The 21,107-nt window shown below is 62.3% G+C and carries 32 protein-coding genes and 2 tRNA genes; 11 read left to right on the forward strand and 23 right to left on the reverse strand.

From position 1 onward, the window contains the following. Positions 1 to 258: 258 nt before the first annotated feature. Together B208_RS0101910 and B208_RS0101920 are read right to left on the reverse strand one after the other, a co-directional pair. On the reverse strand, positions 259 to 714 hold the full coding sequence (locus B208_RS0101910) for a thiol-disulfide oxidoreductase DCC family protein (RefSeq protein WP_007978831.1): 456 nt from the start codon (positions 712 to 714) through the stop codon (positions 259 to 261). Positions 715 to 890: 176 nt separating this feature from the next. After that, on the reverse strand, positions 891 to 1,112 hold the full coding sequence (locus B208_RS0101920) for a hypothetical protein (protein WP_232423697.1): 222 nt from the start codon (positions 1,110 to 1,112) through the stop codon (positions 891 to 893). A gap of 130 nt (positions 1,113 to 1,242) precedes the next feature. Here B208_RS0101920 and B208_RS0101925 point away from each other — a divergent pair, with 130 nt between their 5' ends. Beyond that, complete coding sequence (locus B208_RS0101925) at positions 1,243 to 1,599, forward strand: hypothetical protein (protein ID WP_073096529.1); 357 nt, start codon at positions 1,243 to 1,245, stop codon at positions 1,597 to 1,599. On the opposite strand, the gene B208_RS0101930 is transcribed toward B208_RS0101925, so the two are convergent. The 3 genes from B208_RS0101930 to B208_RS0101940 all read right to left on the reverse strand — a co-directional run bounded on the left by B208_RS0101930 (position 1,596) and on the right by B208_RS0101940 (position 4,017). Next, positions 1,596 to 2,705 (reverse strand): NAD(P)/FAD-dependent oxidoreductase, encoded by a 1,110-nt coding sequence (locus B208_RS0101930; RefSeq protein ID WP_007978839.1) that lies wholly within the window; start codon positions 2,703 to 2,705, stop codon positions 1,596 to 1,598. The two genes, B208_RS0101925 and B208_RS0101930, sit on opposite strands and share 4 nt — an antisense overlap. 61 nt (positions 2,706 to 2,766) lie before the next feature. After that, positions 2,767 to 3,741 (reverse strand): phosphomevalonate decarboxylase MvaD, encoded by a 975-nt coding sequence (mvaD, locus tag B208_RS0101935; RefSeq protein WP_007978840.1) that lies wholly within the window; start codon positions 3,739 to 3,741, stop codon positions 2,767 to 2,769. 78 nt (positions 3,742 to 3,819) lie between these two features. Further along, positions 3,820 to 4,017 carry a hypothetical protein gene (locus tag B208_RS0101940; RefSeq protein WP_007978842.1) on the reverse strand — a complete coding sequence of 66 codons (198 nt, stop codon included), beginning with the start codon at positions 4,015 to 4,017 and terminating at the stop codon, positions 3,820 to 3,822. A 108-nt stretch (positions 4,018 to 4,125) separates the two neighbouring features. Here B208_RS0101940 and nth point away from each other — a divergent pair, with 108 nt between their 5' ends. Then, positions 4,126 to 4,812 carry an endonuclease III gene (nth, locus tag B208_RS0101945; protein ID WP_007978844.1) on the forward strand — a complete coding sequence of 229 codons (687 nt, stop codon included), beginning with the start codon at positions 4,126 to 4,128 and terminating at the stop codon, positions 4,810 to 4,812. An 11-nt stretch (positions 4,813 to 4,823) separates the two neighbouring features. Here nth and B208_RS0101950 read toward each other — a convergent pair whose 3' ends face one another. Beyond that, positions 4,824 to 5,312, reverse strand: a complete 489-nt coding sequence (locus B208_RS0101950; protein ID WP_007978846.1) for a DUF7321 family protein — start codon at positions 5,310 to 5,312, stop codon at positions 4,824 to 4,826. Positions 5,313 to 5,402: 90 nt separating this feature from the next. On the opposite strand from B208_RS0101950, the gene B208_RS0101955 reads away from it, so the two are divergent. From B208_RS0101955 to B208_RS0101990, 8 genes are all read left to right on the forward strand, one after another. Continuing rightward, positions 5,403 to 6,191: a DUF7319 domain-containing protein gene (locus tag B208_RS0101955; RefSeq protein WP_007978848.1), complete on the forward strand. Its 789-nt coding sequence runs from the start codon at positions 5,403 to 5,405 to the stop codon at positions 6,189 to 6,191. An 88-nt stretch (positions 6,192 to 6,279) separates the two neighbouring features. Next, positions 6,280 to 6,960 (forward strand): plastocyanin/azurin family copper-binding protein, encoded by a 681-nt coding sequence (locus B208_RS0101960; protein ID WP_026177700.1) that lies wholly within the window; start codon positions 6,280 to 6,282, stop codon positions 6,958 to 6,960. Further along, the gene (locus B208_RS0101965) at positions 6,961 to 7,347 is read left to right on the forward strand and encodes a DUF7318 family protein (RefSeq protein ID WP_007978851.1); all 387 of its coding nucleotides are present in this window, start codon (positions 6,961 to 6,963) and stop codon (positions 7,345 to 7,347) included. A gap of 3 nt (positions 7,348 to 7,350) precedes the next feature. Continuing rightward, a complete protein-coding gene (locus tag B208_RS0101970; protein WP_007978854.1) occupies positions 7,351 to 8,193 on the forward strand; it encodes a Rieske 2Fe-2S domain-containing protein in 843 nt (280 codons plus the stop codon). 1 nt (position 8,194) lies between these two features. Continuing rightward, a complete protein-coding gene (locus B208_RS0101975) occupies positions 8,195 to 8,989 on the forward strand; it encodes a cytochrome b (protein ID WP_007978856.1) in 795 nt (264 codons plus the stop codon). Between the two features lie 4 nt (positions 8,990 to 8,993). Then, positions 8,994 to 9,758 carry a cytochrome b family protein gene (locus B208_RS0101980; RefSeq protein ID WP_007978858.1) on the forward strand — a complete coding sequence of 255 codons (765 nt, stop codon included), beginning with the start codon at positions 8,994 to 8,996 and terminating at the stop codon, positions 9,756 to 9,758. Between the two features lie 27 nt (positions 9,759 to 9,785). After that, entirely contained in the window at positions 9,786 to 10,157 is a 372-nt protein-coding gene (locus tag B208_RS0101985) for a DUF7315 family membrane protein (protein ID WP_007978860.1), read from the forward strand. Then, positions 10,150 to 10,404: a DUF7314 family protein gene (locus B208_RS0101990; protein WP_007978861.1), complete on the forward strand. Its 255-nt coding sequence runs from the start codon at positions 10,150 to 10,152 to the stop codon at positions 10,402 to 10,404. Before B208_RS0101985 ends, B208_RS0101990 begins: the two co-directional genes overlap by 8 nt. 50 nt (positions 10,405 to 10,454) lie before the next feature. On the opposite strand, the gene B208_RS0101995 is transcribed toward B208_RS0101990, so the two are convergent. Then, complete coding sequence (locus tag B208_RS0101995; RefSeq protein WP_007978863.1) at positions 10,455 to 11,195, reverse strand: isopentenyl phosphate kinase; 741 nt, start codon at positions 11,193 to 11,195, stop codon at positions 10,455 to 10,457. Further along, positions 11,192 to 12,175, reverse strand: coding sequence for a mevalonate kinase (gene mvk, locus B208_RS0102000; RefSeq protein ID WP_007978865.1), 984 nt, complete (start codon positions 12,173 to 12,175; stop codon positions 11,192 to 11,194). The genes B208_RS0101995 and mvk overlap by 4 nt, the downstream gene beginning before the upstream one ends. Before the next feature lie 200 nt (positions 12,176 to 12,375). On the opposite strand from mvk, the gene B208_RS0102005 reads away from it, so the two are divergent. Continuing rightward, the gene (locus tag B208_RS0102005) at positions 12,376 to 13,677 is read left to right on the forward strand and encodes a methyl-accepting chemotaxis protein (RefSeq protein ID WP_007978867.1); all 1,302 of its coding nucleotides are present in this window, start codon (positions 12,376 to 12,378) and stop codon (positions 13,675 to 13,677) included. 138 nt (positions 13,678 to 13,815) lie between these two features. Here the strand turns inward: B208_RS0102005 and rpsB are convergent, their stop codons facing one another. From rpsB to B208_RS0102080, 15 genes are all read right to left on the reverse strand, one after another. Further along, a complete protein-coding gene (gene rpsB / locus B208_RS0102010; protein WP_007978869.1) occupies positions 13,816 to 14,595 on the reverse strand; it encodes a 30S ribosomal protein S2 in 780 nt (259 codons plus the stop codon). Next, positions 14,592 to 15,803 carry a phosphopyruvate hydratase gene (gene eno / locus B208_RS0102015; RefSeq protein WP_007978871.1) on the reverse strand — a complete coding sequence of 404 codons (1,212 nt, stop codon included), beginning with the start codon at positions 15,801 to 15,803 and terminating at the stop codon, positions 14,592 to 14,594. Before eno ends, rpsB begins: the two co-directional genes overlap by 4 nt. Next, positions 15,800 to 15,982, reverse strand: a complete 183-nt coding sequence (locus B208_RS0102020; protein WP_007978874.1) for a DNA-directed RNA polymerase subunit K — start codon at positions 15,980 to 15,982, stop codon at positions 15,800 to 15,802. Before B208_RS0102020 ends, eno begins: the two co-directional genes overlap by 4 nt. Beyond that, positions 15,982 to 16,182: a DNA-directed RNA polymerase subunit N gene (locus B208_RS0102025; protein ID WP_018128667.1), complete on the reverse strand. Its 201-nt coding sequence runs from the start codon at positions 16,180 to 16,182 to the stop codon at positions 15,982 to 15,984. The genes B208_RS0102020 and B208_RS0102025 overlap by 1 nt, the downstream gene beginning before the upstream one ends. 12 nt (positions 16,183 to 16,194) lie before the next feature. Then, positions 16,195 to 16,590: a 30S ribosomal protein S9 gene (locus B208_RS0102030; protein WP_007978877.1), complete on the reverse strand. Its 396-nt coding sequence runs from the start codon at positions 16,588 to 16,590 to the stop codon at positions 16,195 to 16,197. After that, the gene (locus tag B208_RS0102035) at positions 16,584 to 17,021 is read right to left on the reverse strand and encodes a 50S ribosomal protein L13 (protein WP_007978879.1); all 438 of its coding nucleotides are present in this window, start codon (positions 17,019 to 17,021) and stop codon (positions 16,584 to 16,586) included. The genes B208_RS0102030 and B208_RS0102035 overlap by 7 nt, the downstream gene beginning before the upstream one ends. Further along, complete coding sequence (locus B208_RS0102040; protein ID WP_007978880.1) at positions 17,018 to 17,371, reverse strand: 50S ribosomal protein L18e; 354 nt, start codon at positions 17,369 to 17,371, stop codon at positions 17,018 to 17,020. Before B208_RS0102040 ends, B208_RS0102035 begins: the two co-directional genes overlap by 4 nt. A gap of 30 nt (positions 17,372 to 17,401) precedes the next feature. Then, a tRNA-Leu gene (locus B208_RS0102045) sits at positions 17,402 to 17,486 on the reverse strand. Between the two features lie 189 nt (positions 17,487 to 17,675). Further along, complete coding sequence (locus tag B208_RS0102050; protein WP_007978882.1) at positions 17,676 to 18,422, reverse strand: DNA-directed RNA polymerase subunit D; 747 nt, start codon at positions 18,420 to 18,422, stop codon at positions 17,676 to 17,678. 3 nt (positions 18,423 to 18,425) lie between these two features. Continuing rightward, on the reverse strand, positions 18,426 to 18,812 hold the full coding sequence (locus B208_RS0102055; protein ID WP_007978883.1) for a 30S ribosomal protein S11: 387 nt from the start codon (positions 18,810 to 18,812) through the stop codon (positions 18,426 to 18,428). Continuing rightward, on the reverse strand, positions 18,809 to 19,330 hold the full coding sequence (locus B208_RS0102060; protein WP_007978885.1) for a 30S ribosomal protein S4: 522 nt from the start codon (positions 19,328 to 19,330) through the stop codon (positions 18,809 to 18,811). Before B208_RS0102060 ends, B208_RS0102055 begins: the two co-directional genes overlap by 4 nt. Continuing rightward, entirely contained in the window at positions 19,330 to 19,836 is a 507-nt protein-coding gene (locus tag B208_RS0102065; RefSeq protein WP_007978888.1) for a 30S ribosomal protein S13, read from the reverse strand. Before B208_RS0102065 ends, B208_RS0102060 begins: the two co-directional genes overlap by 1 nt. Positions 19,837 to 19,852: 16 nt before the next feature. After that, a tRNA-Ser gene (locus B208_RS0102070) sits at positions 19,853 to 19,937 on the reverse strand. Between the two features lie 82 nt (positions 19,938 to 20,019). Then, complete coding sequence (locus B208_RS0102075) at positions 20,020 to 20,313, reverse strand: hypothetical protein (RefSeq protein WP_007978889.1); 294 nt, start codon at positions 20,311 to 20,313, stop codon at positions 20,020 to 20,022. Then, positions 20,310 to 21,086, reverse strand: coding sequence for a M99 family carboxypeptidase catalytic domain-containing protein (locus tag B208_RS0102080; RefSeq protein ID WP_007978891.1), 777 nt, complete (start codon positions 21,084 to 21,086; stop codon positions 20,310 to 20,312). Before B208_RS0102080 ends, B208_RS0102075 begins: the two co-directional genes overlap by 4 nt. Between the last annotated feature and the right edge of the window lie 21 nt (positions 21,087 to 21,107).

The raw sequence follows: 21,107 nt of genomic DNA on the forward strand, positions 1-21,107 counted from the left end.
AATTCCCTTCTCACTCATAACGGCCGCGTAGCGGTCGGTAGTCCGACCGTTCGCCGGTGGTGGATGGGCGACCCGTTCGGCGGAACCGCAGCCTAATTCGATTCGATGTGGCCTTTCGTTCATCCGTTCTCACTGAAATACAACTGGCGACGCCGAACCATTGTTATACGCGGCCTGTGGGTGACGTACGTCATCCTACCGGTCGAGTAGCGGGAACGAACCGATGAGAAGAGGGAACCTACTCGCGCGATAGGGGGTTCATACCGTATCGAGCGCGCGCTCGACGAACCGCTCGCGGAGTTCGGGGTCCGGGATTTGACACTCGTCCGTCCGCCCGAAGAGCCGGTAGCGGTGCGTCGCTATCAGGTCGTACACCGGGTCCCGGAGGGCGGCCGGGAGAAAAACGAGGGGGTACAGGAGCGGCCACGGACCGTCGAGTCGGCGGCAGACCCGGAGCGCGGCGGTGGAACGGGTGTAACAGTCGTCACCCTCCACGAGCACGACCGAATCGAACTCGTCGGTCGAGAGGCCGTGTCGGTCGAGGAGCGCCCGCCCGACGGCGGACTGGAGCGGCGCGAACCGGAACGTCCCCGACTCGTCGAACCGGACCGTGAACCGAACGGCGGCGTTACAGAGGTTGCACACGCCGTCGAAGAGCAACACCGGCCCGTCGAGGTCGCCGATGATTTCGTCGGGGTCCCGTTCGTCGGTCATCGTTTCGTTCCCCACTCGGTGTCGCGGACCGATAGATTCGTCGGAAGTTCCTCATCGTCGCCGTCGCTTTCGTCATCGCGTCCACAACAGAGCGGGGATTTCGTGGCAGTTTGCGCCACGTCTAACTCCCCGACTCGTTTTCTCGAAAAGTGAACGTCGTGGCACGCAGTTTCTTCTCAGTCCATTCTCACGTTACTGGTCGCACAAGCGCAGGTGACTGCCGGGTCGAGAACGTCGTCTATCGGCATCGCTTCGCCACAGTCCGTGCAAACGACGTGTGGCGTCGAGTGGCGTCGTCGTTCTCGGTAGTATTCCAGTGCTCTCGTTCCGATTAGCGCCGCAGCACCGGCTCCGACCGCGCCGATCAGTACCGTGTCAAGCGTCGGCTCGCGTGCCATGGTGAGGCAAGGATGGGCCAGTACCTTAAAGATGATGCTGAATTCGTTTATTATAACCATTTCGCCGCGGAGGTTCCGACGAGTCGCAAGCGGTTCTTATAAAAACAGGTTCGTCGTAGGGGAATTCACGATGTTATCCCTCATGGGTTCCGTCGTCGGCTTCATCGTGAGCCTGCTCATCGGTGGTCTCGGCATCTACATCGGTGCGCGGGTCGTCACGGGAACCGACGATTACGGATACGCGTTGATAACAGCCATCGTTGGCTCGGTCATCGGCGGTATCGTCGCGGTGTTAGTCGGCTGGTTGTTCGGTTGGATCGTCGTCCTCATCGCGTGGGTTTGGGTCATCAACTGGCGGTATCCCGGCGGTTGGGGCAACGCCATCGGTATCGGTCTCATCGCGTGGCTCTCGGTGGTCGTCATCTCCTACGCGCTGGTCTTCCTCGACGTCCTGACGTCGAGCGCACTCGGGATTCCGGGTATTTAGTCCCCCAACTCTTCTCCGATCAAATCGACCGCGTTTCTGACGGCACCGACCGACGAGAGGTAACCAGCGCCGACCGTCGCCTTGAGCGCCTTCGCCGCCCGTCCAGTCACGACGGTCGGGCCGATTTGCGCCACCGCGCCGTCGCCGACCGAAACGAGCCACCCCGGCGAGTCGAAGGTGAACTGGTCGAGACGCGGGTCGAACACGTCGTCGCCCTCGACCAGTCGAACGATGTTTTTCGCGACGACGCGGGCCTCCCGCACGGCGGATTGTGCGCTCGCTGGAACCGCCTCGCCGTCGCCATCGACGACTTGCGCGGCGTCGCCGACGACGAAGGTTCCGTCGCCGAGTCGGAGCGTGCTATCGACGCGGGCGCGGTCGCCGCCCATCGCGTCGGAACCGCGAATCCCGCCCGTCCAGACGAACAGGTCGTACGCGAACGTTTCGCCGTCTTCGAGCGTGATAGTGTCGTCATCGGCGCGGGAGACGGCGGTTCCGGTACGAATGTCGATGTCGCGTCGTTCGAGTTGGTCCCGTACGGCCTCCTGAAAGTTGGCCGGGAAGGCGGGCGCGACCGTCTCGAACTGTTCGAGCAGGACGATTTCGACGTTCTTCTCCTCCTCGTCGGCGAGGGCGGCCAGTTCACCCGCGACCTGCACGCCCGAGAGTCCCGCGCCGCCGACCACGACGCGACCGCCGTCGGCGGAAAGGAAGCCCTCCCGAATCTCGCGGGCGTGTTCGAGACGCTTCAGGGGAATCGCGTACTCCTCGACGCCGGGGAGGTCGTAGAAGGCGGTTTCGGCACCGAGACAGACGGCGGCGTAGTCGTACTCCAGCACGTCGTCTTCGAGGCGGACGCGATTTTCGTCCGGGTCAACCGATTCGACGCGAGTCTCCCGAACCTCGCAGTCGAGGACGTCGGTCAACGGAATCGAGATTTGGTCCGCGAGCGAGGGGCGGCGGATGACGCGGTGGAGTTCGTGCTGAACGAGGTGTTCGCCCGTCTCCTCGACCACGACGATGGTGGCGTCGTCGGAGAGGTCCGTTTCGAGTTTTCGAGCGAGGGACAGACCGGCATAGCCAGCGCCGAGCACTGCGATGTCCATGGGAAAACAACGGATGGGAGGGCTAAAGGCGTACTCCCCGCTCAAGTAGCGGTTCGGGAACTCAGAACAGCGCGTCGTCTTCGGGGAGGATTTCGGCCGGGCCGCCGACCTTCCAGCGCATGGTCTCGACGCCACAATCGGCGACGACTTCCTCGACGTATTCGGCGTGCTCGGCGGTCGTGTTGACGTACACGCTGGCACCCGTGTCCGTGGAGTAGTAGACCGGAATTCCCTCGTCGTTGCGGAGTTTCCGAACCGCGTCGAAGATTTCGAGGGTTTCGGGCTTCCAGTACACCCATCCCGCCGGACCGGTCATGGTCGTCGCGGCGAGCGAGAGGGAGTCGTGTTCCGCCGTCTCGAACACGCGGTCGAAGTCGCCGACGCGGAGCGCGTCGCGCATCTCGACGAGTTGGTCGTGGATGTGCGCCAACCGCGCGTCGAACATGTGACTGTCGGCGGCTTCGCGGTGGGCTTCCTCGGTCTCCTTGTAGGCCGGAACCAGCCCGGCGACGATTCGCACGTCGTCTTCGAGCGGCGATTCGAGCCGCTCCGAGCGGCAGTCGTGGTCGTTCAGGCCCATGTGAAGGTCGGAGAAGCCGCCCGTCACGGCGCGGGCGGCCGAGGACGACCCGAGGCGCGCGATGGTCGAGACGTCCGGACGCGAGAGGTCGAGACCGGCGGCCTCCACCGCGGCCATCGCGGCGGCGGCGAACCCGGACGACGAGGAGCCGAGACCAACGTTCGAGGGGAAGCTGTTCTCGCTCTCCAGTCGGACGCGGGTGTCGATTTCGGCCAGCTCGCGCACGCGGGAAACCACAGTACGTACGCGGTCCGCCGCGTGCCCCGTCAGTTTCTCGCCGTCGACGACGAAGGTGTCCGAGTCGAACGACTCGTCGAACTCGACCGTCGTTTTCGTGTGGCTCGGTGCGGTACAGACGCTGATGCTGTCGTGGTACGGGTACCGCTGTTCCTCGTCGCGCATCCCGTGGTACTTGACCAGCCCCTGAATGGGGTGGGCCTTCGCGGTCGCTTTCATACGGAGATGGGTGCGTGACGGGCGTTTAAACTCTCTGGAATACGAGTCGGACGACGGGCGGTTTCCGAGTCGTCCATCTTAGAAACGACGAGCAATTTCGTAGGCGAGCGTCGTCGGGAGCAGGACCGCTAGCAAGACGACCGTTATTTCGACCGTCGTCGGCCCCCAGTTCACCCACGCGCTGTAGAAGTAGAGCGCGGCGGCGGCGAGAACGCCGACGACCGTCGAGACGTAATCCGGGTCCGTCCACGAAGCCGAGTAACCATCGGGGGACATGTTCGCGCCTACGAACACCGGGAGTAAGATTCTTTCTCCGCGCCGACTCTCTCACCGCTCTCCCGAGACATCGAACCACTCAAACCGACGCCCTCCGAGAACACCGACATGGGCGTCCCACTCGACACGCGGGAGGAACAACTGGACGAAATCGTGGACAGACTGTACGACGAGTATCCCGACGCGACCATCTCGCTCAACTTCTCGAACCGCCTCGAACTCCTCATCGCGGTCATGCTCTCGGCCCAGTGTACCGACGAGCGCGTGAACAAGGAGACGGAACACCTGTTCGAGAAGTACGAGTCGGTGGAGGACTACGCGAACGCCGACGTGGACGAGTTGGCCGAGGACCTGAACTCCATCACGTACTACAACAACAAGGCGAAGTGGATACACAGCGCCTGCGGGACCATCATCGAGGAACACGACGGGGAGGTTCCAGACACGATGAGCGAACTGACCGACCTCACGGGCGTCGGGCGGAAAACCGCGAACGTGGTGCTCCAGCACGGTCACGACGTGGTGGAAGGAATCGTCGTTGACACCCACGTCCAGCGTCTCTCGCGCCGGTTGGGTCTGACGGAGGAGAAGACGCCCCAGAAAATCGAGTCCGACCTGATGACGTTCGTCCCCGAGGAGGACTGGCAGTGGCTGACCCACCTGTTCATCAGCCACGGACGGGCGACCTGCACCGCGCGGAACCCCGATTGCGGGGACTGCATCCTCGAAGACATCTGTCCGTCCTCGAAACTCGACAACGACATCGACCTCGCCAGCGGCGAGGCGTGGGACTGAGGGACTTCGAATCAGAGATAGTCCGTGTGCAGGATGAAAAAGCGTGCGACGCCGAGCGTCCACGCGAGCAGCCAGAAAATGATGTAGCCAGCGACCCCGGCGCGCAGACGCCACCGCCACGAGTCCATGTTTTCGTGGAGTTCGCCGATGTCCATCTCGGGGTTCGGCGTGCCGTACAAATCGTGAGCGCGTTTGACCTGAAATATCCTAATGATGCCGGTGAGCGCCAGTATCAACATCGCGTAGGCTTGCAACCCGAGGAAGGCGTGCACCGCGGCGAGACCGCCGCCGAAGTGGGCGATGAATCGCGGAAGCATCCACGTGAGGAAGGGCACCGTGGTCAACAGCAGTCCGACGGAGATATACTTCAGATGGCGGGTCAGTACCGCCCACGTCACGGGGTCCGATTCGAGAATGATCCACGCGCCGTAGAGATAAAACGGAAAGCTCGCCGTCACGACTAGGGCGACCACGGTCGCAATCGCCGCGTCGGATACCATACTGGATGGTTAGACCGGGATGCGTTAAACCGTCCGAAACGCCGGGCAGGTCAGAAGACGTTTTAGCCATCGAAGTGTAAGGTTCGGGTAATGGCTGACTCCGACAGCGGGACGGAGGGCGTGGACGACGACGCGCCAGAGAAATCCCGCGAGGAACTCCGCCGCGAGGTCGACGATAAGTACGATTTCGAGAACTTCGGACCCGAGGACATGGCGGAGATGTCGCTCGAAGAGTGGGAGGTCGCCTTCGACCCCGACTCGTGGATAACCGGCACGGAGTTGCTCGACCGCGTGGAGGCCGACCTGAAACACCGCATCGCTATCAGGGAGGTGTTCGCCGTCGTCGAGCGCATCACGCGCGACGGGGAGCCACAGTTGGCCGCGTACTCCGACGAGGGATACGCCATCGTCTACCCCGACGGTAGCGTCGAGGGACGTGGAACCGTTTTGCGCGACGTGAAACCCACGGTCGCGTTAGCGTCGATGGACGAGTACGAGGTCCCGGAAATGCCCGAGGGGGGCCAACTACCGCAACCGGACGAGGTGACCGAGGGCAGCGGCGAACTCGGCAACAAGCTGATGCAGACCATCGGCGCGATTCACGTGCTCGGCGGTATCGGGATGATAATCGCGTGGCTCCTCATCGTCCTCGGTGTCGTCGGCGTCGCCGATTCGGTTCGAGACGGCGCACCCCTGCTCGCCCTCGTCGGGGGTGCCTTCTTCGTCTTCGGACTGTTCGTCCTTCTCATCGTGGCGAACGCCCGTTTGTCCGACAGATTTCGGTCCGAGGAGTATCGAAACAGACTCCGCTCGGCGGGCGTCGAATCGGGGATGCGACCCGACTTTCTCCCCGTCGACGAAAAGGACCAGGACGACTGAACCGGACGGAGGGATTCCGAGCCTGCCGATGACGGCAATCCATCGGCATCGGTGGGTTTAAGCAAGTCCCATCCTGACCAACACATGTATGAAGAGGCGGGACTTTCTACTGGCGGCCAGCGGTGTTGCTGGCGGAACAGCCGCGACTGCGGCACCCGCTGGTGCGCAACAAACGACGACGTCAGGAGGCGGAAACCAGTCCGGTGGTAACGGGACGAGTGGAGGCCAAACGACGACGTCGGGAGGCGGGAACCAGTCCAGCGGGAATCAATCGAGCGGGAACCAATCACAGGGCGGCGGTGGTGGCGGTCCTACGAAGACCGTGAAGGTCGGTCCGGGCGGCGACTTGGTGTTCGACCCGGACAAGCTGACCATCACGCCCGGGACGACGGTCAAGTTCGTCTGGGAGTCGGACGGTCACAACGTCGTCCCCGAAAGCCAACCAGAGGGCGCCGGCTGGGAAGGCTCGGGCAGTGCGAGCGAGCTTTTCGACACCGGTCACACCTACTCGCACACGTTCAGTACGCCCGGCGAGTACGCGTACGTTTGTGCCCCGCACAAGAGCGCCGGCATGACCGGTTCCATCACCGTCGGTAGCTCGGGCGGTGGCGGCGCGGTAGCGGAAGCGGACCCGGAGGAGATGGGTGTTCCGTTCCAGGCACATTACGTCGGAATCGCGACGATTCTGATGGTGATGATGTCGCTCCTCTACACGTTCTTCTTCCTGAAGTACGGCGAATCCGCAAACACCAGTGGAGGGAACAGATAGATGTCCTCGTCAGGAAGCACTTACGGCGATATTCACCGATACGAACCGGCACGAGAAAGCACGACCGCCGCTATCACCATCGTCCTGTTGACGATAGTCGAGGTCGTGTTCGTCGGTCTGTTCACGTACGGCCTCCTCAACGGCTGGGGCCTCAGGGAGGCCGGCAACATGTTCCTCGGCGGCATCCTCGCGGTCATCTTCATCGACCTCGCGTTCATCCTCATGTTGTACCGCAAGGAGTTCCTCCCCGACGTGATGATCGTGAAAAAGCGTCGTCGCAAATGGGAAGACCTCTACGTGCGCGAGGGACAAGAGGAAGGAACCGAATCGTTCGGTAACGCGTGGGAACAGTTCAAACGAGCAGTGTACCCCTACTACAAACGATAAACAATGGCAGGAGACGACAAATATCCGGAGAGCACAGGTCGCCGCCGTTTCGTCAAAGGCGTGGTCGGCAGTGCAACGCTCACTGGCGTCGGTGTCGGCGCCGGTGCCGCATTGAAAACTGCTACCTCCCCGTCCGGCGAGGGCGGTGGGACCACGCAGTACATGGCGGTCGAGAACATCGCGGGACCCGCCCCGCGTGGAATGCCGCAGATACCCATCGAAATCGACAGCGAAGGATATCTCAAGGGGCAGTTCCCCGAGGCGAAGAAGGTCCAAAAGGGCGGACAGGAAGTCGTCGTCGCCGAGAAGAAGATCGGCGGCATGACGTACTCCCCCGAATGGTTCCAGTACTGTGGTGTCCAGACGTACAAAGGCGTTGACCCCGAAGCGGACCAAGACAACTACTTCCGATACAAGAAAGGGGCACAGTACGAATGGCAGGCCGACGTCGAGGCGGGCGGGAAAGTCCACGTCGACGACTTCTCGGACTACAAGACGTGGGGCAACGGCATCGGTAAGTCCGGTCTCGGCAAACCCGCGACGGTCACGTGGCGTTCACAGGACGTGGACAGCTCGCAGACCCTGACGGTACAAGTCCTCCGTAGCCCGCTCATCGAGAAGAAGGACAACGAGTGGGTAAACGCCAGTACGGACAAAGGATTCGTTGCGTGGCTCAACAAGTGTACCCACTTCTGTTGCGTTCCCAAATTCAAGGGAATCGCGGGGTCCGCCAAGTTCAACGCCCAGGACGACGTCTACTGTCCGTGCCACCAGTCGGTGTACGACCCCTTCAGCCTCGTAAAGAAATCCTTCGTGGCGCTGCCACGCCCGGAGGGGGACAGCTAAGATGAGTCTCGAACCAAAAGACGAATACGACCACGGGGAGTGGCTCCGTGAGAAGGACCTCACGCCCATCGAGAGTACGTTCCTCACGACGCTGATGTGGATGGACAAGCGCTTCCGCATCGTGGACTACCTCGAAATCCTGGAGACGTTGTACTACCGCGTCAACCTCCAGATGCCGAAAAGCCACACCGAACAGTACGGCCTCGACAACAAGTTCTGGTACTGGTATCCGCTGTACGCGCTGGGGAGCTTTTCCACCCTCGCGTACGCGGTTGCCGCGATCAGCGGCGCGCTACTCGGGTTCTACTACTCGCCCTCGACCGCCGGTGACCCGTCGGCCGCGTACAACCAGCTTACGTTTATCATGACCGACTTGAACTTCGGGTTCATGCTTCGGTCGATCCACCGCTGGGCGGCACAGGTGATGGTCGCGGCGGTGTTCCTCCACATGCTCCGTGTCTACTTCACGGGTGCGTACAAGGAACCGCGCGAGGTGAACTGGATTCTCGGCATCATCCTCATCAGCCTGACGCTGGTGTTCGGGTACACCGGCTACCTGCTCCCGTGGGACCAGCTGGCGTTCTGGGCCGGACAGATCGGCGTCGAAATGAGCCTGTCCGTACCGCTGATAGGCGAATGGGTTGCACACCTGTTGTTCGGTGGCTTCAGCCTGAGTCAATCGACGCTCCAGCGCATGTACATCCTGCACGTGTTCCTGTTGCCGTTCGTCGTGACGACGCTCGTCGCCGTCCACATCGGCATCGTCTGGATGCAGGGCATCGCGGAACCACACTGATACAATGACCGACGAAAACGAATCCCAACCCCGAACCGACGGAAGTGGTACCGGCATCGTCCCGCCGGACGACGAGACCCCGACGTGGCTCGAACGGAAGCAGCGCACGCAGGGGCTCTCCCGGCTGACGTACGAATACTTCGAGCGGTCGCGGCGCGAGGACCAAGACCTCCGACAGGAGTCCAGCTACGTCGAACGTGACGTGCTGGCGTTCCCGACGTGGCCCCACGAGATGATTCGGAACCTCTCGATAGGGAGCTTCTTCATCGGGATGATTTTGTTCCTCGCGGCGACGCTCCCGCCGCACCTCGGACCGCCGGCGGACCCGAGTTCGACTCCGGCCATCATCCTGCCGGACTGGTATCTCTACTGGTCGTTCGGGCTGCTGAAGCTCGGTCCGCTCAACCCCGAGCTGGCCATCCTCGGCGGGCAGAAGCTGATGGCCGACCGGACGTTCGGTGTCGTCGCAAACGTCGTCGTGGTCGGCTTCATCGCCATCGTTCCGTTCCTCAACAAGGGGAGCGCACGGCGACCGGTCGAACAGCCGTTCTGGTCCGCGGTCGGTGTCGGTGGCGTCACGTTCGCCACCACCATCAGTGCGCTGTCGATCAAGAACCTGCTGCCCATCGCGGCACACCTGACGTTCGACTTGGCGTTCTTCGTGCCCGTTATCGCGGGAACCATCACCTACACGGTGCTGAAGTCGATGCGCGAAGGGTACATGTTCAGCCTGAACCGCCGGTACTATCGACTCCGCCCGCCGAAGTAACTACCACACATTTCCATTCCCATTTCCATGTCTTCATCTCGGGACGACGACGAAGAGCGGAGTGACTCGGTATTTGACGACGAATCCGAAGGCGACACCGCGGACACCGCTGGTGGAATCCGTTCGCGCGATGTCGTCGTCCCGCTCCGGGTGTACAAGGCGGTTACCGTTTTCTCGACGATGTTCGCCGTGTTCGCGGTCGTTTTCGGCTTCATCCTCCTCGATTCGGCGACTGACCGAGCGACCGCACCACTTCCGCAAGTGGACTTCCCGCTCGCCATCTTCGGCTTGTTCCTCATCGCCGCCGGTGCGGTCGTCTACGCCTTTTCGACGCGGTTCCGCACCGAGGGAATGGGAAAGTCTAAAGATGACTCCGACGAACCGTCTAACAATGGCTGACGAATTCGCAAAGGGACTCGGTATCGCGGCCACCGCAGGGCTTGCATGGATGGTTCTCTCGGGTTGGTACACCACCCCCGGGTTCGAGGATACACAACTCATCGGGGAAGTCCCCAGCGGCTTGGGCATGTACGGGAATCTGGCCCTCATCCTTCGCGAGGCGACCTTCTGGCTCGCCATCTTCGGGATGGTGTTCTTCTGGCTCGTCATCCCGGTCCTGCGACAGGTTCGCCAGTCTCGCGCGTAAAACGAGTCTTTTCTCCGCTTTTTCTCCGATTATCCGCTGACCGTACCCGCTCACCCGTCGATTCTCGTCCCCGGATTCTCCCCGTCGAGAAACGCCGTCAGGTCGTCCGGGGCGAAGATAGACGCGGGCGCACCGAGTTCGAGCAGTGCGGCGACCTTGCCAGCCATTCCGCCGGTCACGTCGGTCGATTCGCTTTCACCGAGCACGTCCGCGACCGACTCGTAGGACGTTATTTCGGGGATTACGGCGTCGTCTTCGTCGAGGACGCCGGGAACGGTCGAACAGAAGCCAACGCGGTCCGCGTCGAGTTGCCGTGCAACGGACGTGACGAGTTCGTCGCCGCTGACGATGGTGACGCCCTTACCCTCGTGGACGACGACATCGCCGTAAAGGACGGGAACGAACCCTTCTCCGAGCATCGTCGCAATCTGCTGGACCGGAAGCGAGAGCTCCGCGTCCGAATCACGGGACGCGACGGAGAACGGATGAACGGGGACGGCGGGAACGTCGCGTTCGTGGAGGCGGGAGAGCACGAACTGGTCGAGCGTCTCCATCGCGCCGTGGATGTCGATAACCGCCGCGACGTCACTGCTTCCCACCGTTTTCGAAACGCCGTGCTCGCTGGCGTGGTGGTGGCCGAAACTACCGGCGCCGTGAACGAGCACGAGGTCGTCGATTTGCGCATCGCCCACCGCATCCGCAACGTAGTCCAACATCTCCCCGTCCAGCGTGTCGGGACGGTCTTTGTCCGTGATGACGCTTCCGCCGAGTTTGAGGACGGTGAGGCTCATTCGACGCGCACCCCTTCGGTGTCGAGTTCCGCGCGGAAGGCGTCCTCACAGCCGGGCGTGAACCGGAGCGCCGTCTTCGTCTCGTCCGTCGGGTCGAGGGCGACGATACAGCCGCCGCCGCCCGCACCCGTGAGTTTCGCCCCCATCGCACCCGCGTCGCGGGCCGCCCAGACCATGTTGTCGAGCGAGCGCGAGGAGACGCCGAGCGCCTCCAGCAGACCGTGATTGAAGTTCATCAGCTTACCGAGTTCGTCGAGGTCGCCGTCGGCGAGCACCTGTTCGCCTTGTCGAACGATATCGCCGATGTTCTCGACGGTTTCGGCGGCGAAATCGTACTCGTCGCGGAGCGCCCGGACCCCGGCCACGAGTTTTCCGGTGTCGCCCGCGCCGCCGTCGAAGCCGACAACGATGGGGAGGTCGGGTGCCTCGATGGACCGACAGTCGTCGCCCTCGACGCGAACCGCGCCGCCGGTGGCACAGCAGTAGGTGTCCGCGCGCGACGCTTCGCCGTCCTGCACCGCGAGTTCAGCTTTGTACGCACGGTCCGCGATTTCGTCCGATGAGAGCGTCACGCCGAGCTCGCGGGTCGCGGCGTCGATTGCGGCGACGGTCACGGCGGCGGAGGAGCCGAGACCCGCACCGAGCGGGATGTTGCTCTCCACGGTGATGTCGAATCCCGCGTCCGGCGTATCGGTCGCATCGCGTGCCTGTTCTATCGCGGCGTCGATGTAGCCGACACCGGCCCTGACGAGCGACTCCGAGACGTTCACGTCGGGCGTGGCGTTCGTCTCGCTGCTGTACTCGACGGTGAATCCGTCGATACTCAGATCCTTGGCGTGCACGCGGAGTCGGTCGTCGTCCCGCGCTTCGACGGTTACGCTCGCCCGGCGCTCGATGGCGCACGGGACGGCGGGTTCGCCGTACACGACGGCGTGTTCCCCAAAGAGATACACCTTCCCCGGGGCGCTGGAAACGGTCATGCTCGTGGCTCCGCACCGGGACATAACAGGGCTTTCGGACTGCGGTCCGCCCGACACCGAATTCCCCGCGAGCCACCGACGACAGACTAGCTGGTATGTGTATATAATTTGATGCCTCAATCCGTCGTCAGTCCAAAAATATATGCCCATCGGTTGTATCGCCCTTAATACATAATCGAACAATGGCAACTGAGAAACCTGTGAGAGATGAGATATATCCCGGCGGCGACCTCGACGCTGGGTCGTTCTGGCGGCACGCGTTCGAAAATCTGATCGTGCTGTACCCGGAACCGGCGTTCGTCATCGATAAACACGGAACGGTAACGCACTGGAATCGAAGGGTGGAGGACCTCATGGGGTATTCCGCGGATGAGGCAATCGGCATGCCAGCCTACGAACTGTTCGGAACCGACGGGGAAACCGAAACGCTCGCGGAAGCCGTCGTTCGAACGGGCGAGGTTATCCGCGAATCGGACATCCGCGCCGCGACCGCGGCGAGCGGCGAGACGATTCACGGGCGCACACTGGGCGTCCCAATAACCACGCCCGACGGCGAGTGCGTCGGTGCCGTCGAGGTCATCACCCGTGTCACCGAACTCATCGAGCAGCGGGAATCCGTTCGGAGGCTCCAAGAACAGATGACCGACGAGGTGGAGGGCGCCGTCGCCGAACTCCGGGAGTCCGCCGCGGACGTCGCAGACGACTCCCAATCCATCCGCGAATTAGCGCACGACCAATCCCAAAACCTCGGGGACGTTCAATCGGAGGTCGCTACCTTCAGCGCGACCATCGAGGAGATCGCTTCGAGCGCGGAGGAGGTCAGCAGTCAGAGCACCGAAACCAAAACCCTCGCGGAAACGTCAGCCGACGCCGCGGTCGAAACCCTCGCCACGGTCGATGACGTCTCCGAGAGCGCACAGGAAGTTGTCACCGACGCGAACGAACTCGAAGACCGTATCGACGAGATAGACGAAATCGTCGAAGTCATCGACAACATCGCAAAGCAGACCAACCTGCTCGCGTTGAACGCGAACATCGAAGCGGCGCGCGCCGGAGCGGAGGGCGACGGCTTCGCCGTCGTCGCAAACGAGATCAAAGACCTCGCCGAGCAGTCGAAAGAACGCGTCGAACAGATCGAAGCCATCGTCAACGATATCCGAGAAACCGCGCTCGATACGGTCGAGAGCGTCGAGGCCACCAACGACGGTATCGTCGCGGCGACCGAGGAGATAGAAACCGTCGTCGAGAACCAGCAATCCATCGTCACCGCGATTCAGGAAACCGACGTGGGAATCACGGAAATCGCGGACGCGACCGACGAACAGGCCGCGAGCGCGGAGGAGATAGCGACCATCATCGACAACAGCGTTCGCCGGAGCGAAGAGGTGTCGGATTCGGTCGAAAGCATCGCCACCGCCAACGAACAGCAGACGGAGATGGTCGCCGACTTGGAACAGCGGATTCACGCCCTCGAAACCGAAATCGAACAGTCGCTGGACTGAGCGGCCTGTCGAACTAGCCCACTCTATTTTCGGCGGTCATCTCCGAGCGGTTGTGAAGCCGAATCGAAGGCGAGAACGCGACCGCTGGCCGACGAAGCGAATCGGAAAACAGCGCAAATCGAATCGAAAACTCGGCGATTAAATCTCGCTCTCGAAGTCGTCGAGCGAGTAGGTGGGTTCCGCACCGCGGCGGTCGAGCGTCTCGTTGGCGAGCAGCCAGTAGACGACCGACAGCGCCTTGCGACCTTTGTTGTTCGTCGGGACGACGAGGTCGACGTTGCTCGTGCTGTTGTTGGAGTCACACATGGCGATGACGGGGATGCCGACCGTGATGGCCTCCTTGACCGCCTGTGCGTCTCCGATGGGGTCCGTGACGACCACGACGTCCGGCTCGATGTAGCCGTCGTATTTCGGGTTCGTCAGCGTACCCGGGATGAATCGACCCGTGCGGGCACGTGCGCCGACCGCATCGGCGAACTTTTCGGCCGGGAACCGACCGTACTGGCGCGAGGACGTGACCAGAATCTGCTCGGGGTTGTAGTCGGCGAGGAAGTTCGCCGCCGTGCGGATTCGCTGGTCCGTCTTGCTCACGTCGAGGACGTACAGGCCGTCCGTTCGAACGCGGTGGATGAACCGCTCCATGTCCTCGGTCTTCTGCTGGGTACCGATGTGGACACCTGCGCCGAGGTAGTCCTCGACGGGGATGAGGAGGTCCGCCTCCTCGTCGCCGAGGACGTCCTCGTCGAACTGCGGTTCGTCTTCTTCTTCGGTCTCGTCCGCCTGTGCGGCGACGTCTTCGTCAGGGTCGACTGCCGGTTCCGCACCGGACTCGCCGGTCGGCTCCGCGTCGATCTCCTCTTCCGCGGCGTCGAGACCGTCCGTTTCTTCTTCTACCTGTTCGGATTCGTTATCGCTCATAATCGTGATACGTTCTGCTCGATTCGGATGAGTTCGTTGAGTTTTGCGGTTCGCTCGCCGCCGACCGTCCCCGTCTTGATGAACGGTGCGTCGGTCGCTACGGCGAGGTGTGCAATCGTCGTGTCCTCGGTTTCACCGCTTCGATGCGAGATGACCGGGTCGTACCCGTTCTCGACCGCGAGTTCGACGGCATCGAACGCGTCCGAAAGCGTGCCGATCTGATTCGGCTTGATGAGGATGCTATTTCCGGCACCCTTCTCGATGCCCTCGGACAGTCGTTCGACGTTCGTGACGAACAGGTCGTCACCACAGACGAGCGTCTTCTCGCCCACCTTGTCGGTGAGTTTCGCGAACCCTTCGTAGTCGTTTTCGTCCAACGGGTCCTCGACGTACGCGAGGTCGTACTCGTCCACGAGATCCGCGATGTACTCGATCTGCTCGTCGGTCGAGCGCGTCCGGTCGCGGTACTGGTACTCGTCGGCGTCGGCATCGTACATCTCGGCTGCGGCCACGTCGAGACCGAATCGAATCTCGAATCCGAACTCGTCGGAGACGGTCGAGACGGCTTCGTCCATCACTTCGAACGCGTCGTCGTCGTCGATGGACGGCGCCCACGCGCCTTCGTCACCCTTCGCCGAGGGGACTCCCCGCTCGGCGAGGATGTCCGCGACTTCCGAGTGAACGGCCGCGTTGGCGAACACCGCGTCTTGGACGCTCGGTGCGCCGACCGGCGCGGAGAGAAACTCCTGAATCGCCGTGGCGTCGGCGGCGTGTTCGCCACCCCCGATGACGTTACCGAGCGGTATCGGGTAGTTGTCGCCGCGGAACGCACCGCCGAGGTGCTGGTAGAGCGGTGCACCGAGCACGTCCGCCGCGGCTTTCGCGGCGGCCATGCTGATAGCGACGGCGCTGTTCGCGCCGATTTCGGAGAAATTGTCCGTTCCGTCCGCAGCACGGAGGGTTCGGTCCACGTCGCGCTGGTCGCCGACGTAGACGGCTCCTTCGAGACGCGGAACGGCGTGCTCACGAGCGGACGCGATTGCCTCGCTCGTGTCGAGTTCGATGGCCTCGTACTCGCCCGTGCTCGCACCGCTCGGTGCGGCGGCACGACCGAATCCACCGCTCTCGGTCAGGATGTCGGCTTCGACCGTGGTGTTCCCACGCGAGTCGAGTATCTGACGGAGCCGAACGCTCTCGATGCGCGTCATTCTGCCTCCTCACGCCGGACGGAGAACGGCAGCACGCCAGCGTCGTACTCCTCGGCCGCGATGAGTATCGGCTGGGACTCTTGCGTCTCGATGAGGACGGGAGCGCCATACGACACCTGCAGCGCTCGCGCACCGAGGATTCGTGCTTTTTCGTATCGGGAGTATTGTTGTTGAGCCATTACTGGTAGGGTGCGACGATGTCCACGAGGTCTTTGTGAGCGACGAGCATCCGTCGGCAGCAGTGGCGTTCGACACCGAGGTCGTCGAGGACCTTACCGGGGTCTTCGTTGCCCATCTGCGTCTCGGCGCGAGCCTTGTACTCCTGCCAGTGTTCGCTGACTACGTTGCCACACGTGAAACACCGGACTGGAATCATCATGGGGAAATCACCTTAGCGGTAGGACTTCTGGTAGCGGGCACGGGCACCGGGGCCGCCCCACTTCTTCGGTTCGGACTGGCGGACGTCGTTGACCAGCAGGGAACGGTCGAACTCCATGAACGCATCGCGGAGTTCGGCATCGTTCATGTACTGGACGAGACCGCGCGCGATGGCGGTGCGGACGGCGTCTGCCTGTCCGGTGATTCCGCCACCCGAAACGCTCACTTCAACGTCGACTTCCTCACGCTCGTCGCCCGCGATGCGGAACGGTTCGAGCATTTTGAGGCGAGCCATCTCCGGCTCCACCAGTTCGACTGGCTTCGAGTTGATCCGTACGCGACCCTCGCCGTCCGTGACCGTGGCGCGAGCGATGGCCGTCTTCTTCTTTCCGCTCGTGTTCGTTACCATGTGACGTTAGCACCTAGGTAGTCGCTGACTTCGCCCAGCTGGACGAAGCGGATGTTCGAGAGTCGGTCCAACGACGTGCCGTCGAGGATTTCGCCGTCCTCGTCGTACGGGTTGCCGACGTAGACACGCACGTTTTCGAAGGCTTCGCGCCCTCGCGGCTTCTTGTACGGGAGCATTCCCCGAATCGAGCGCTTTGCGAGCATGTCCGGGCGCTTCGGGTAGTACGGCCCCTGGTCGGAGCTGAGGTTGAAGCGCGTCTCGAATTTGTCCAGTATGTCCTGTTTGTCGCCCGTGATGATAGCTTGCTCGGCGTTGACGACGGCGATCGTTTCGCCGTCCATCGCACGCTGTGCGACGTTGCTCGCGACACGACCGAGGATACAGTCGCGCGCGTCGACTACGACATCTGCGTCAAATTCCGCGATGCTCATCGAATCACCCGCACGTTGGAACCACTGGGATTTTGTTCGATTGCCTGTTCGAGTTGGATCGGTTCGCCGTTTGCCTGCTGGATCTTCGTCTCCGCAGTCGAAGAGAAATCGACTGCAGCAACGGTGACGTTCTTCTGCAGGACGCCGCTACCGAGAACCTTGCCGGGTACGATGACGGTCTCGTCTTCCTCCGCGTACCGCTCGATGCGGCCGAGGTTGACCTCCGCGTGCGTACTCCGTGGTTTCTCGAGGCGTGCTGCAACGTCGGTCCACACGTCGGCGTCCGAATCACGGGACACCGACTTGAGTTCGGCGATGAGACTACTGAGCCTCGGGTTAGTTTTGCTCATGCTACTTCCTCCAAGTACTGAGAACTGAAGTGCAGGGAGCAGGATTTGAACCTGCGGACTCCTACGAGACAGCGCCCTGAACGCTGCGCCGTTGGCCAGACTTGGCTATCCCTGCACGCTGAGAACACGTGCGTACCCTCGCGGGCAACACAGTGTTGTCCGTGGCCCTTAAAACCACTTTCGATTGCCGAGGCACATACCTCGGATTCCGCGAGCGACCGTCGCCCGCGAGTCCAGCGATTCCGAGAGTCGAGACTCGCGGAACCGGCGGACACGTCAGGGAGGTTGTAAGGGCCGATCATGGTTATAGTTGAATTGCCTGTTCGAGTTCGTCCGCACGTTCGGTGAGCGAATCGACGGCCTGCGTCACCAACTCTTCGACGGTGAACGAGCCGTCACTTTCGACGTCGAACACGAAGGCGTTCGGAACGTCGTGAACCTCGACCTCCTTTCCGGGGAACCGCTGGGAGAGGTCGTGGTCGAACGTCTCCGTCGGAACGAGTTCACCATCGTCTTCGATGGTTCCGCGAAGGATTCGGGGTTCTTCTTCCCCGAACTCGTCCCGGTCGCCGACGACTTCGACGCGCTGTAGGTGACGATAGCCGACCGCGACGCCACCCTGGTGTTTGGCGTGGTCCTTCCCCGAGCCGAGCACCGCGTCGGCTTCGAGTTCGAGACGCTGCCCCTCTTTGAGGTCGATTATCGGGATGTTATCGTCGGCGGGCTGCACCATCTCGTCCGAGCTGATGAGATCGCCCGAGAACGCGGTTCCCGGTCCCGAAACGTCGAGGCTGAGCGTTACCGTGTCGCCCTCCTCGAACTCTCCGGGCGGCGTCGTCAAAGGAACGAGTCCGAGTCGCAGTCCGATCTGCTCGTCGAACATCACCGAGGAGTTCTCGATGACCCGGAGCGTGTCGATTGACAGCGTCGGGACGTCCGCGATCATCGCTCGGCGAATCCCGTTTGCGAACGCCGGGGTGACGTTGCGAACGAGGAAACGCGCCTTCCGTTCGCCGCGGTCGATGAACTCTACGTCGAAGTCTTCGGTCATGGTTTAGAATCCACTACCTTTCGGTGCGCGGGTACCGTCGTGCGGAATCGGTGTGACGTCCTCGATGCGACCGATTTCGATACCGGCGCGGGCGAGCGCTCGAATCGTCGCCTGCGCACCGGGACCGGGGTTCTGCTGCAGGTTGCCACCGGGGCCGCGCACGCGAATGTGCAGGCCGTCGATGCCAGCCGCTTTGACCTCTTCGGCGACCGTCTCGGCCATCTGCATGGCCGCGTACGGCGAGGACTCGTCACGGTTCTGCTTCACGACCGAGCCACCGGACGACTTCGCAACCGTCTCGGCACCCGTGAGGTCCGTGATGGTGATGATGGTGTTGTTGAACGATGCGTGTACGTGGGCGATGCCCCATGTTTCGTCGTTGTCGCTCATTCGTTACCCTCCGACCGTTCGGGGTGCAGTTCGTCCGCAATCGGGCTGTGCTCGTCGAAGGAGATGTCGGACTCCTCGTCGATCTCGACTTTGTACGACGGAACCGACACGCGCTGGCCGTCGACGGTGACGTGACCGTGCGTGATGAACTGGCGTGCCTGTTTCGGCGTGTGGGCGAGGCCCTTTCGGTACGCGACGGTCTGGAGACGGCGCTCCAGAACGTCCGTGATGTCGAGGAGCAGCACGTCGCCGAGTTCGTCGCCATCGTCGAGGATGCCGAGTCGCTTCAGGCGCGAGAGGAACTCGTCGCTTTCGCTGACTTCGTCGCCGGAGATGTCCCCGAGGAGGGACCGTGCCTCGCGGCGGTAGTTGCGAAGTTCACTCTGTGCTCGCCAGAGCTCTTCCTTGTTCTTCAGGCCGTATCGGTCCATCAGACCGCGTTCCTCGGCGATTCGCTCGCCCTGGAACGGGTGGTTCGGCGTCTCGTAGAACTTGGTGTTCTCACCTGGGAGCGACATTATTCTTCACCCTCGGCTTCTTCCCCTGCGGCTTCTTTGATCTCCTCGACGTTGACACCGATCGTACCCTCGGTACGACCCGTGGACTTGGTTCGCTGACCGCGAACCTTCTGTCCACGCTTGTGTCGGACGCCTTTGTAGGAGTCGATCATCTGCATCCTGTTGAGGTCCCGGCGTCGGGACATCGACAGGTCGTTGCCGGTCTCGTGAGTCGTCTCGCCGGAGAAGTACTCCTTGCGGTGGTTCGTGAGCCACGCAGGAACTTCGTCGGCGTAGTTTTCGACGGCCTCAACGACACGTTCGATGTCGTCATCGTCGAGTCGGCCGAACGTCGCCTTCCGGTCGACGTCCGCCTCCTCGGCGACGATTCGGGCCGTTCGACGACCGATCCCGTTCATTTCGGAGAGGGACCGCTCTACGGTCTTCGTCCCATCGAGGTCAGTTTGCCCGATGCGGACGAAGTACCGAAGGTCGTCGTCTTCGTCCTGTGGTTGTTCGGTACTCATGGTTGATAGTTTGGAGCGTCGAGGGAGGGATTTGAACCCTCGAGGCTTGACGCCACAGAGTTAGCAACCCTGCGCCGTGGGCCAGACTAGGCTACCTCGACACGCTCGCTTGTATATGTTCGCCCTTCCGGACTCGGGACGCGTGCCCCTACAGGTGTCTGCACTGCATTCTACCGGGGGTTACTATTTAAACGCAACGAATGTCTCCCGAACCGCATGAGAGGCCGCCGCAAGCGCCACGGACACGAAATAGGCACCCACGAGAAGCGGCCCCCAAAACACCCACAGTTCGAGCGTCGGAAAGAGGTAACTCCCGAACGCGCTTCCGATGGTGAGCGCGACGTACCCCGGCAGGGCGAGCGGCGTCATCAACCGAGTGTCGAACGCGCCGAGAGCGACCGGACCGACCAACAGGAGATACCAAACCCAGACGGAGCGTCCGAGAAACAGCCGCCGAACGTTCACAGCCCCGCTCATCGGTTCCCTCGCTGTTCGATACCGTGCCGTGAGAGCAGGTCGGTCGCCACCGCCTTCTCCCACTGAACCCGCGTGTCGGCGTCGAGGAAGAACTCTGTCGTCTCCACGATGTATCCCGGCCGGTCGAGATCGCCCGCCACCTTGTGTACCAGCATCGGTCTCGACCCGTCGAGTTCGCCGCCGCGGCGATACTCGTGAAACGGCATGTACCACGGGACGACGTTTCCGTTCAATTCCTCCGCCGTCCGCTTCGCGTACTCGCTCGCGTTTCCGGCGTCCGTCGGCCAAATCATCTGCCCGACCGACGACTCGTGATAGCCGTAGATGCCGACCGACCGATGCAAATCGAGCACCACGTCCGGGTTGTGGCGCTCGACCACTCCCCAGATGGCGCGAGCCAACCTCGTCTCCGGTTTCTCGCCGGTCGGAAACTGACGGTTCAAGTCGCCATGTGCTCCTTCTCGCCGGTCCCTTCGAATCGCCACTCGGTTGGCCTTCGGAAGTACGACCAGTTTTCCCCGGCCGACCTGCCATCCCGCGATTTCGCTCGCGGCGCGATAACCACACTGCTCGTCGCCGTGTATCCCACCGACCACCATCGCCGTCGGCCCGTCGGACGTCCCCTCTCGAACGAAGACCCCCGTCTCGTACTTCGTATCCGGAAGGATTCGATAGGAAGGGTCGAGACTCTCCCGTCCGCTCCCGGCGACCGACATCGCCATCCCTCCGGCGAGGAGTGCGCCGGTCTTCGAAAGCAGTGAGCGCCGTCGCATACGGGAACCGCCACAGTGGAG

Origin of the sequence: Haladaptatus paucihalophilus DX253, from assembly GCF_000376445.1 — an archaeon.
In the GTDB taxonomy this organism is placed as follows: Archaea; Halobacteriota; Halobacteria; order Halobacteriales; family Haladaptataceae; genus Haladaptatus; species Haladaptatus paucihalophilus.

What these genes read in the sequence shown, in the direction of transcription:
- B208_RS0102025 (WP_018128667.1), bottom strand. Translation starts at nt 16,182, where the DNA reads ATGATGATTCCAGTCCGGTGTTTCACGTGTGGCAACGTAGTCAGCGAA.
- B208_RS0102060 (WP_007978885.1), bottom strand. Translation starts at nt 19,330, where the DNA reads ATGTCGCTCCCAGGTGAGAACACCAAGTTCTACGAGACGCCGAACCAC.
- B208_RS0102065 (WP_007978888.1), bottom strand. Translation starts at nt 19,836, where the DNA reads ATGAGTACCGAACAACCACAGGACGAAGACGACGACCTTCGGTACTTC.
- eno (WP_007978871.1), bottom strand. Translation starts at nt 15,803, where the DNA reads ATGACGCGCATCGAGAGCGTTCGGCTCCGTCAGATACTCGACTCGCGT.
- B208_RS0102075 (WP_007978889.1), bottom strand. Translation starts at nt 20,313, where the DNA reads ATGAGCGGGGCTGTGAACGTTCGGCGGCTGTTTCTCGGACGCTCCGTC.
- nth (WP_007978844.1), top strand. Translation starts at nt 4,126, where the DNA reads ATGGGCGTCCCACTCGACACGCGGGAGGAACAACTGGACGAAATCGTG.
- B208_RS0101925 (WP_073096529.1), top strand. Translation starts at nt 1,243, where the DNA reads ATGTTATCCCTCATGGGTTCCGTCGTCGGCTTCATCGTGAGCCTGCTC.
- B208_RS0101950 (WP_007978846.1), bottom strand. Translation starts at nt 5,312, where the DNA reads ATGGTATCCGACGCGGCGATTGCGACCGTGGTCGCCCTAGTCGTGACG.
- B208_RS0101975 (WP_007978856.1), top strand. Translation starts at nt 8,195, where the DNA reads ATGAGTCTCGAACCAAAAGACGAATACGACCACGGGGAGTGGCTCCGT.
- B208_RS0102055 (WP_007978883.1), bottom strand. Translation starts at nt 18,812, where the DNA reads ATGAGCGACAACGACGAAACATGGGGCATCGCCCACGTACACGCATCG.
- B208_RS0101980 (WP_007978858.1), top strand. Translation starts at nt 8,994, where the DNA reads ATGACCGACGAAAACGAATCCCAACCCCGAACCGACGGAAGTGGTACC.
- B208_RS0102030 (WP_007978877.1), bottom strand. Translation starts at nt 16,590, where the DNA reads ATGGTAACGAACACGAGCGGAAAGAAGAAGACGGCCATCGCTCGCGCC.
- B208_RS0101930 (WP_007978839.1), bottom strand. Translation starts at nt 2,705, where the DNA reads ATGGACATCGCAGTGCTCGGCGCTGGCTATGCCGGTCTGTCCCTCGCT.
- B208_RS0102050 (WP_007978882.1), bottom strand. Translation starts at nt 18,422, where the DNA reads ATGACCGAAGACTTCGACGTAGAGTTCATCGACCGCGGCGAACGGAAG.
- B208_RS0102080 (WP_007978891.1), bottom strand. Translation starts at nt 21,086, where the DNA reads ATGCGACGGCGCTCACTGCTTTCGAAGACCGGCGCACTCCTCGCCGGA.
- mvaD (WP_007978840.1), bottom strand. Translation starts at nt 3,741, where the DNA reads ATGAAAGCGACCGCGAAGGCCCACCCCATTCAGGGGCTGGTCAAGTAC.
- B208_RS0101985 (WP_007978860.1), top strand. Translation starts at nt 9,786, where the DNA reads ATGTCTTCATCTCGGGACGACGACGAAGAGCGGAGTGACTCGGTATTT.
- B208_RS0102040 (WP_007978880.1), bottom strand. Translation starts at nt 17,371, where the DNA reads ATGAGCAAAACTAACCCGAGGCTCAGTAGTCTCATCGCCGAACTCAAG.
- B208_RS0101955 (WP_007978848.1), top strand. Translation starts at nt 5,403, where the DNA reads ATGGCTGACTCCGACAGCGGGACGGAGGGCGTGGACGACGACGCGCCA.
- rpsB (WP_007978869.1), bottom strand. Translation starts at nt 14,595, where the DNA reads ATGAGCGATAACGAATCCGAACAGGTAGAAGAAGAAACGGACGGTCTC.
- B208_RS0102020 (WP_007978874.1), bottom strand. Translation starts at nt 15,982, where the DNA reads ATGGCTCAACAACAATACTCCCGATACGAAAAAGCACGAATCCTCGGT.
- B208_RS0101960 (WP_026177700.1), top strand. Translation starts at nt 6,280, where the DNA reads ATGAAGAGGCGGGACTTTCTACTGGCGGCCAGCGGTGTTGCTGGCGGA.
- mvk (WP_007978865.1), bottom strand. Translation starts at nt 12,175, where the DNA reads ATGACCGTTTCCAGCGCCCCGGGGAAGGTGTATCTCTTTGGGGAACAC.
- B208_RS0101970 (WP_007978854.1), top strand. Translation starts at nt 7,351, where the DNA reads ATGGCAGGAGACGACAAATATCCGGAGAGCACAGGTCGCCGCCGTTTC.
- B208_RS0102035 (WP_007978879.1), bottom strand. Translation starts at nt 17,021, where the DNA reads ATGAGCATCGCGGAATTTGACGCAGATGTCGTAGTCGACGCGCGCGAC.
- B208_RS0101965 (WP_007978851.1), top strand. Translation starts at nt 6,961, where the DNA reads ATGTCCTCGTCAGGAAGCACTTACGGCGATATTCACCGATACGAACCG.
- B208_RS0101910 (WP_007978831.1), bottom strand. Translation starts at nt 714, where the DNA reads ATGACCGACGAACGGGACCCCGACGAAATCATCGGCGACCTCGACGGG.
- B208_RS0101940 (WP_007978842.1), bottom strand. Translation starts at nt 4,017, where the DNA reads ATGTCCCCCGATGGTTACTCGGCTTCGTGGACGGACCCGGATTACGTC.
- B208_RS0101920 (WP_232423697.1), bottom strand. Translation starts at nt 1,112, where the DNA reads ATGGCACGCGAGCCGACGCTTGACACGGTACTGATCGGCGCGGTCGGA.
- B208_RS0101995 (WP_007978863.1), bottom strand. Translation starts at nt 11,195, where the DNA reads ATGAGCCTCACCGTCCTCAAACTCGGCGGAAGCGTCATCACGGACAAA.
- B208_RS0101990 (WP_007978861.1), top strand. Translation starts at nt 10,150, where the DNA reads ATGGCTGACGAATTCGCAAAGGGACTCGGTATCGCGGCCACCGCAGGG.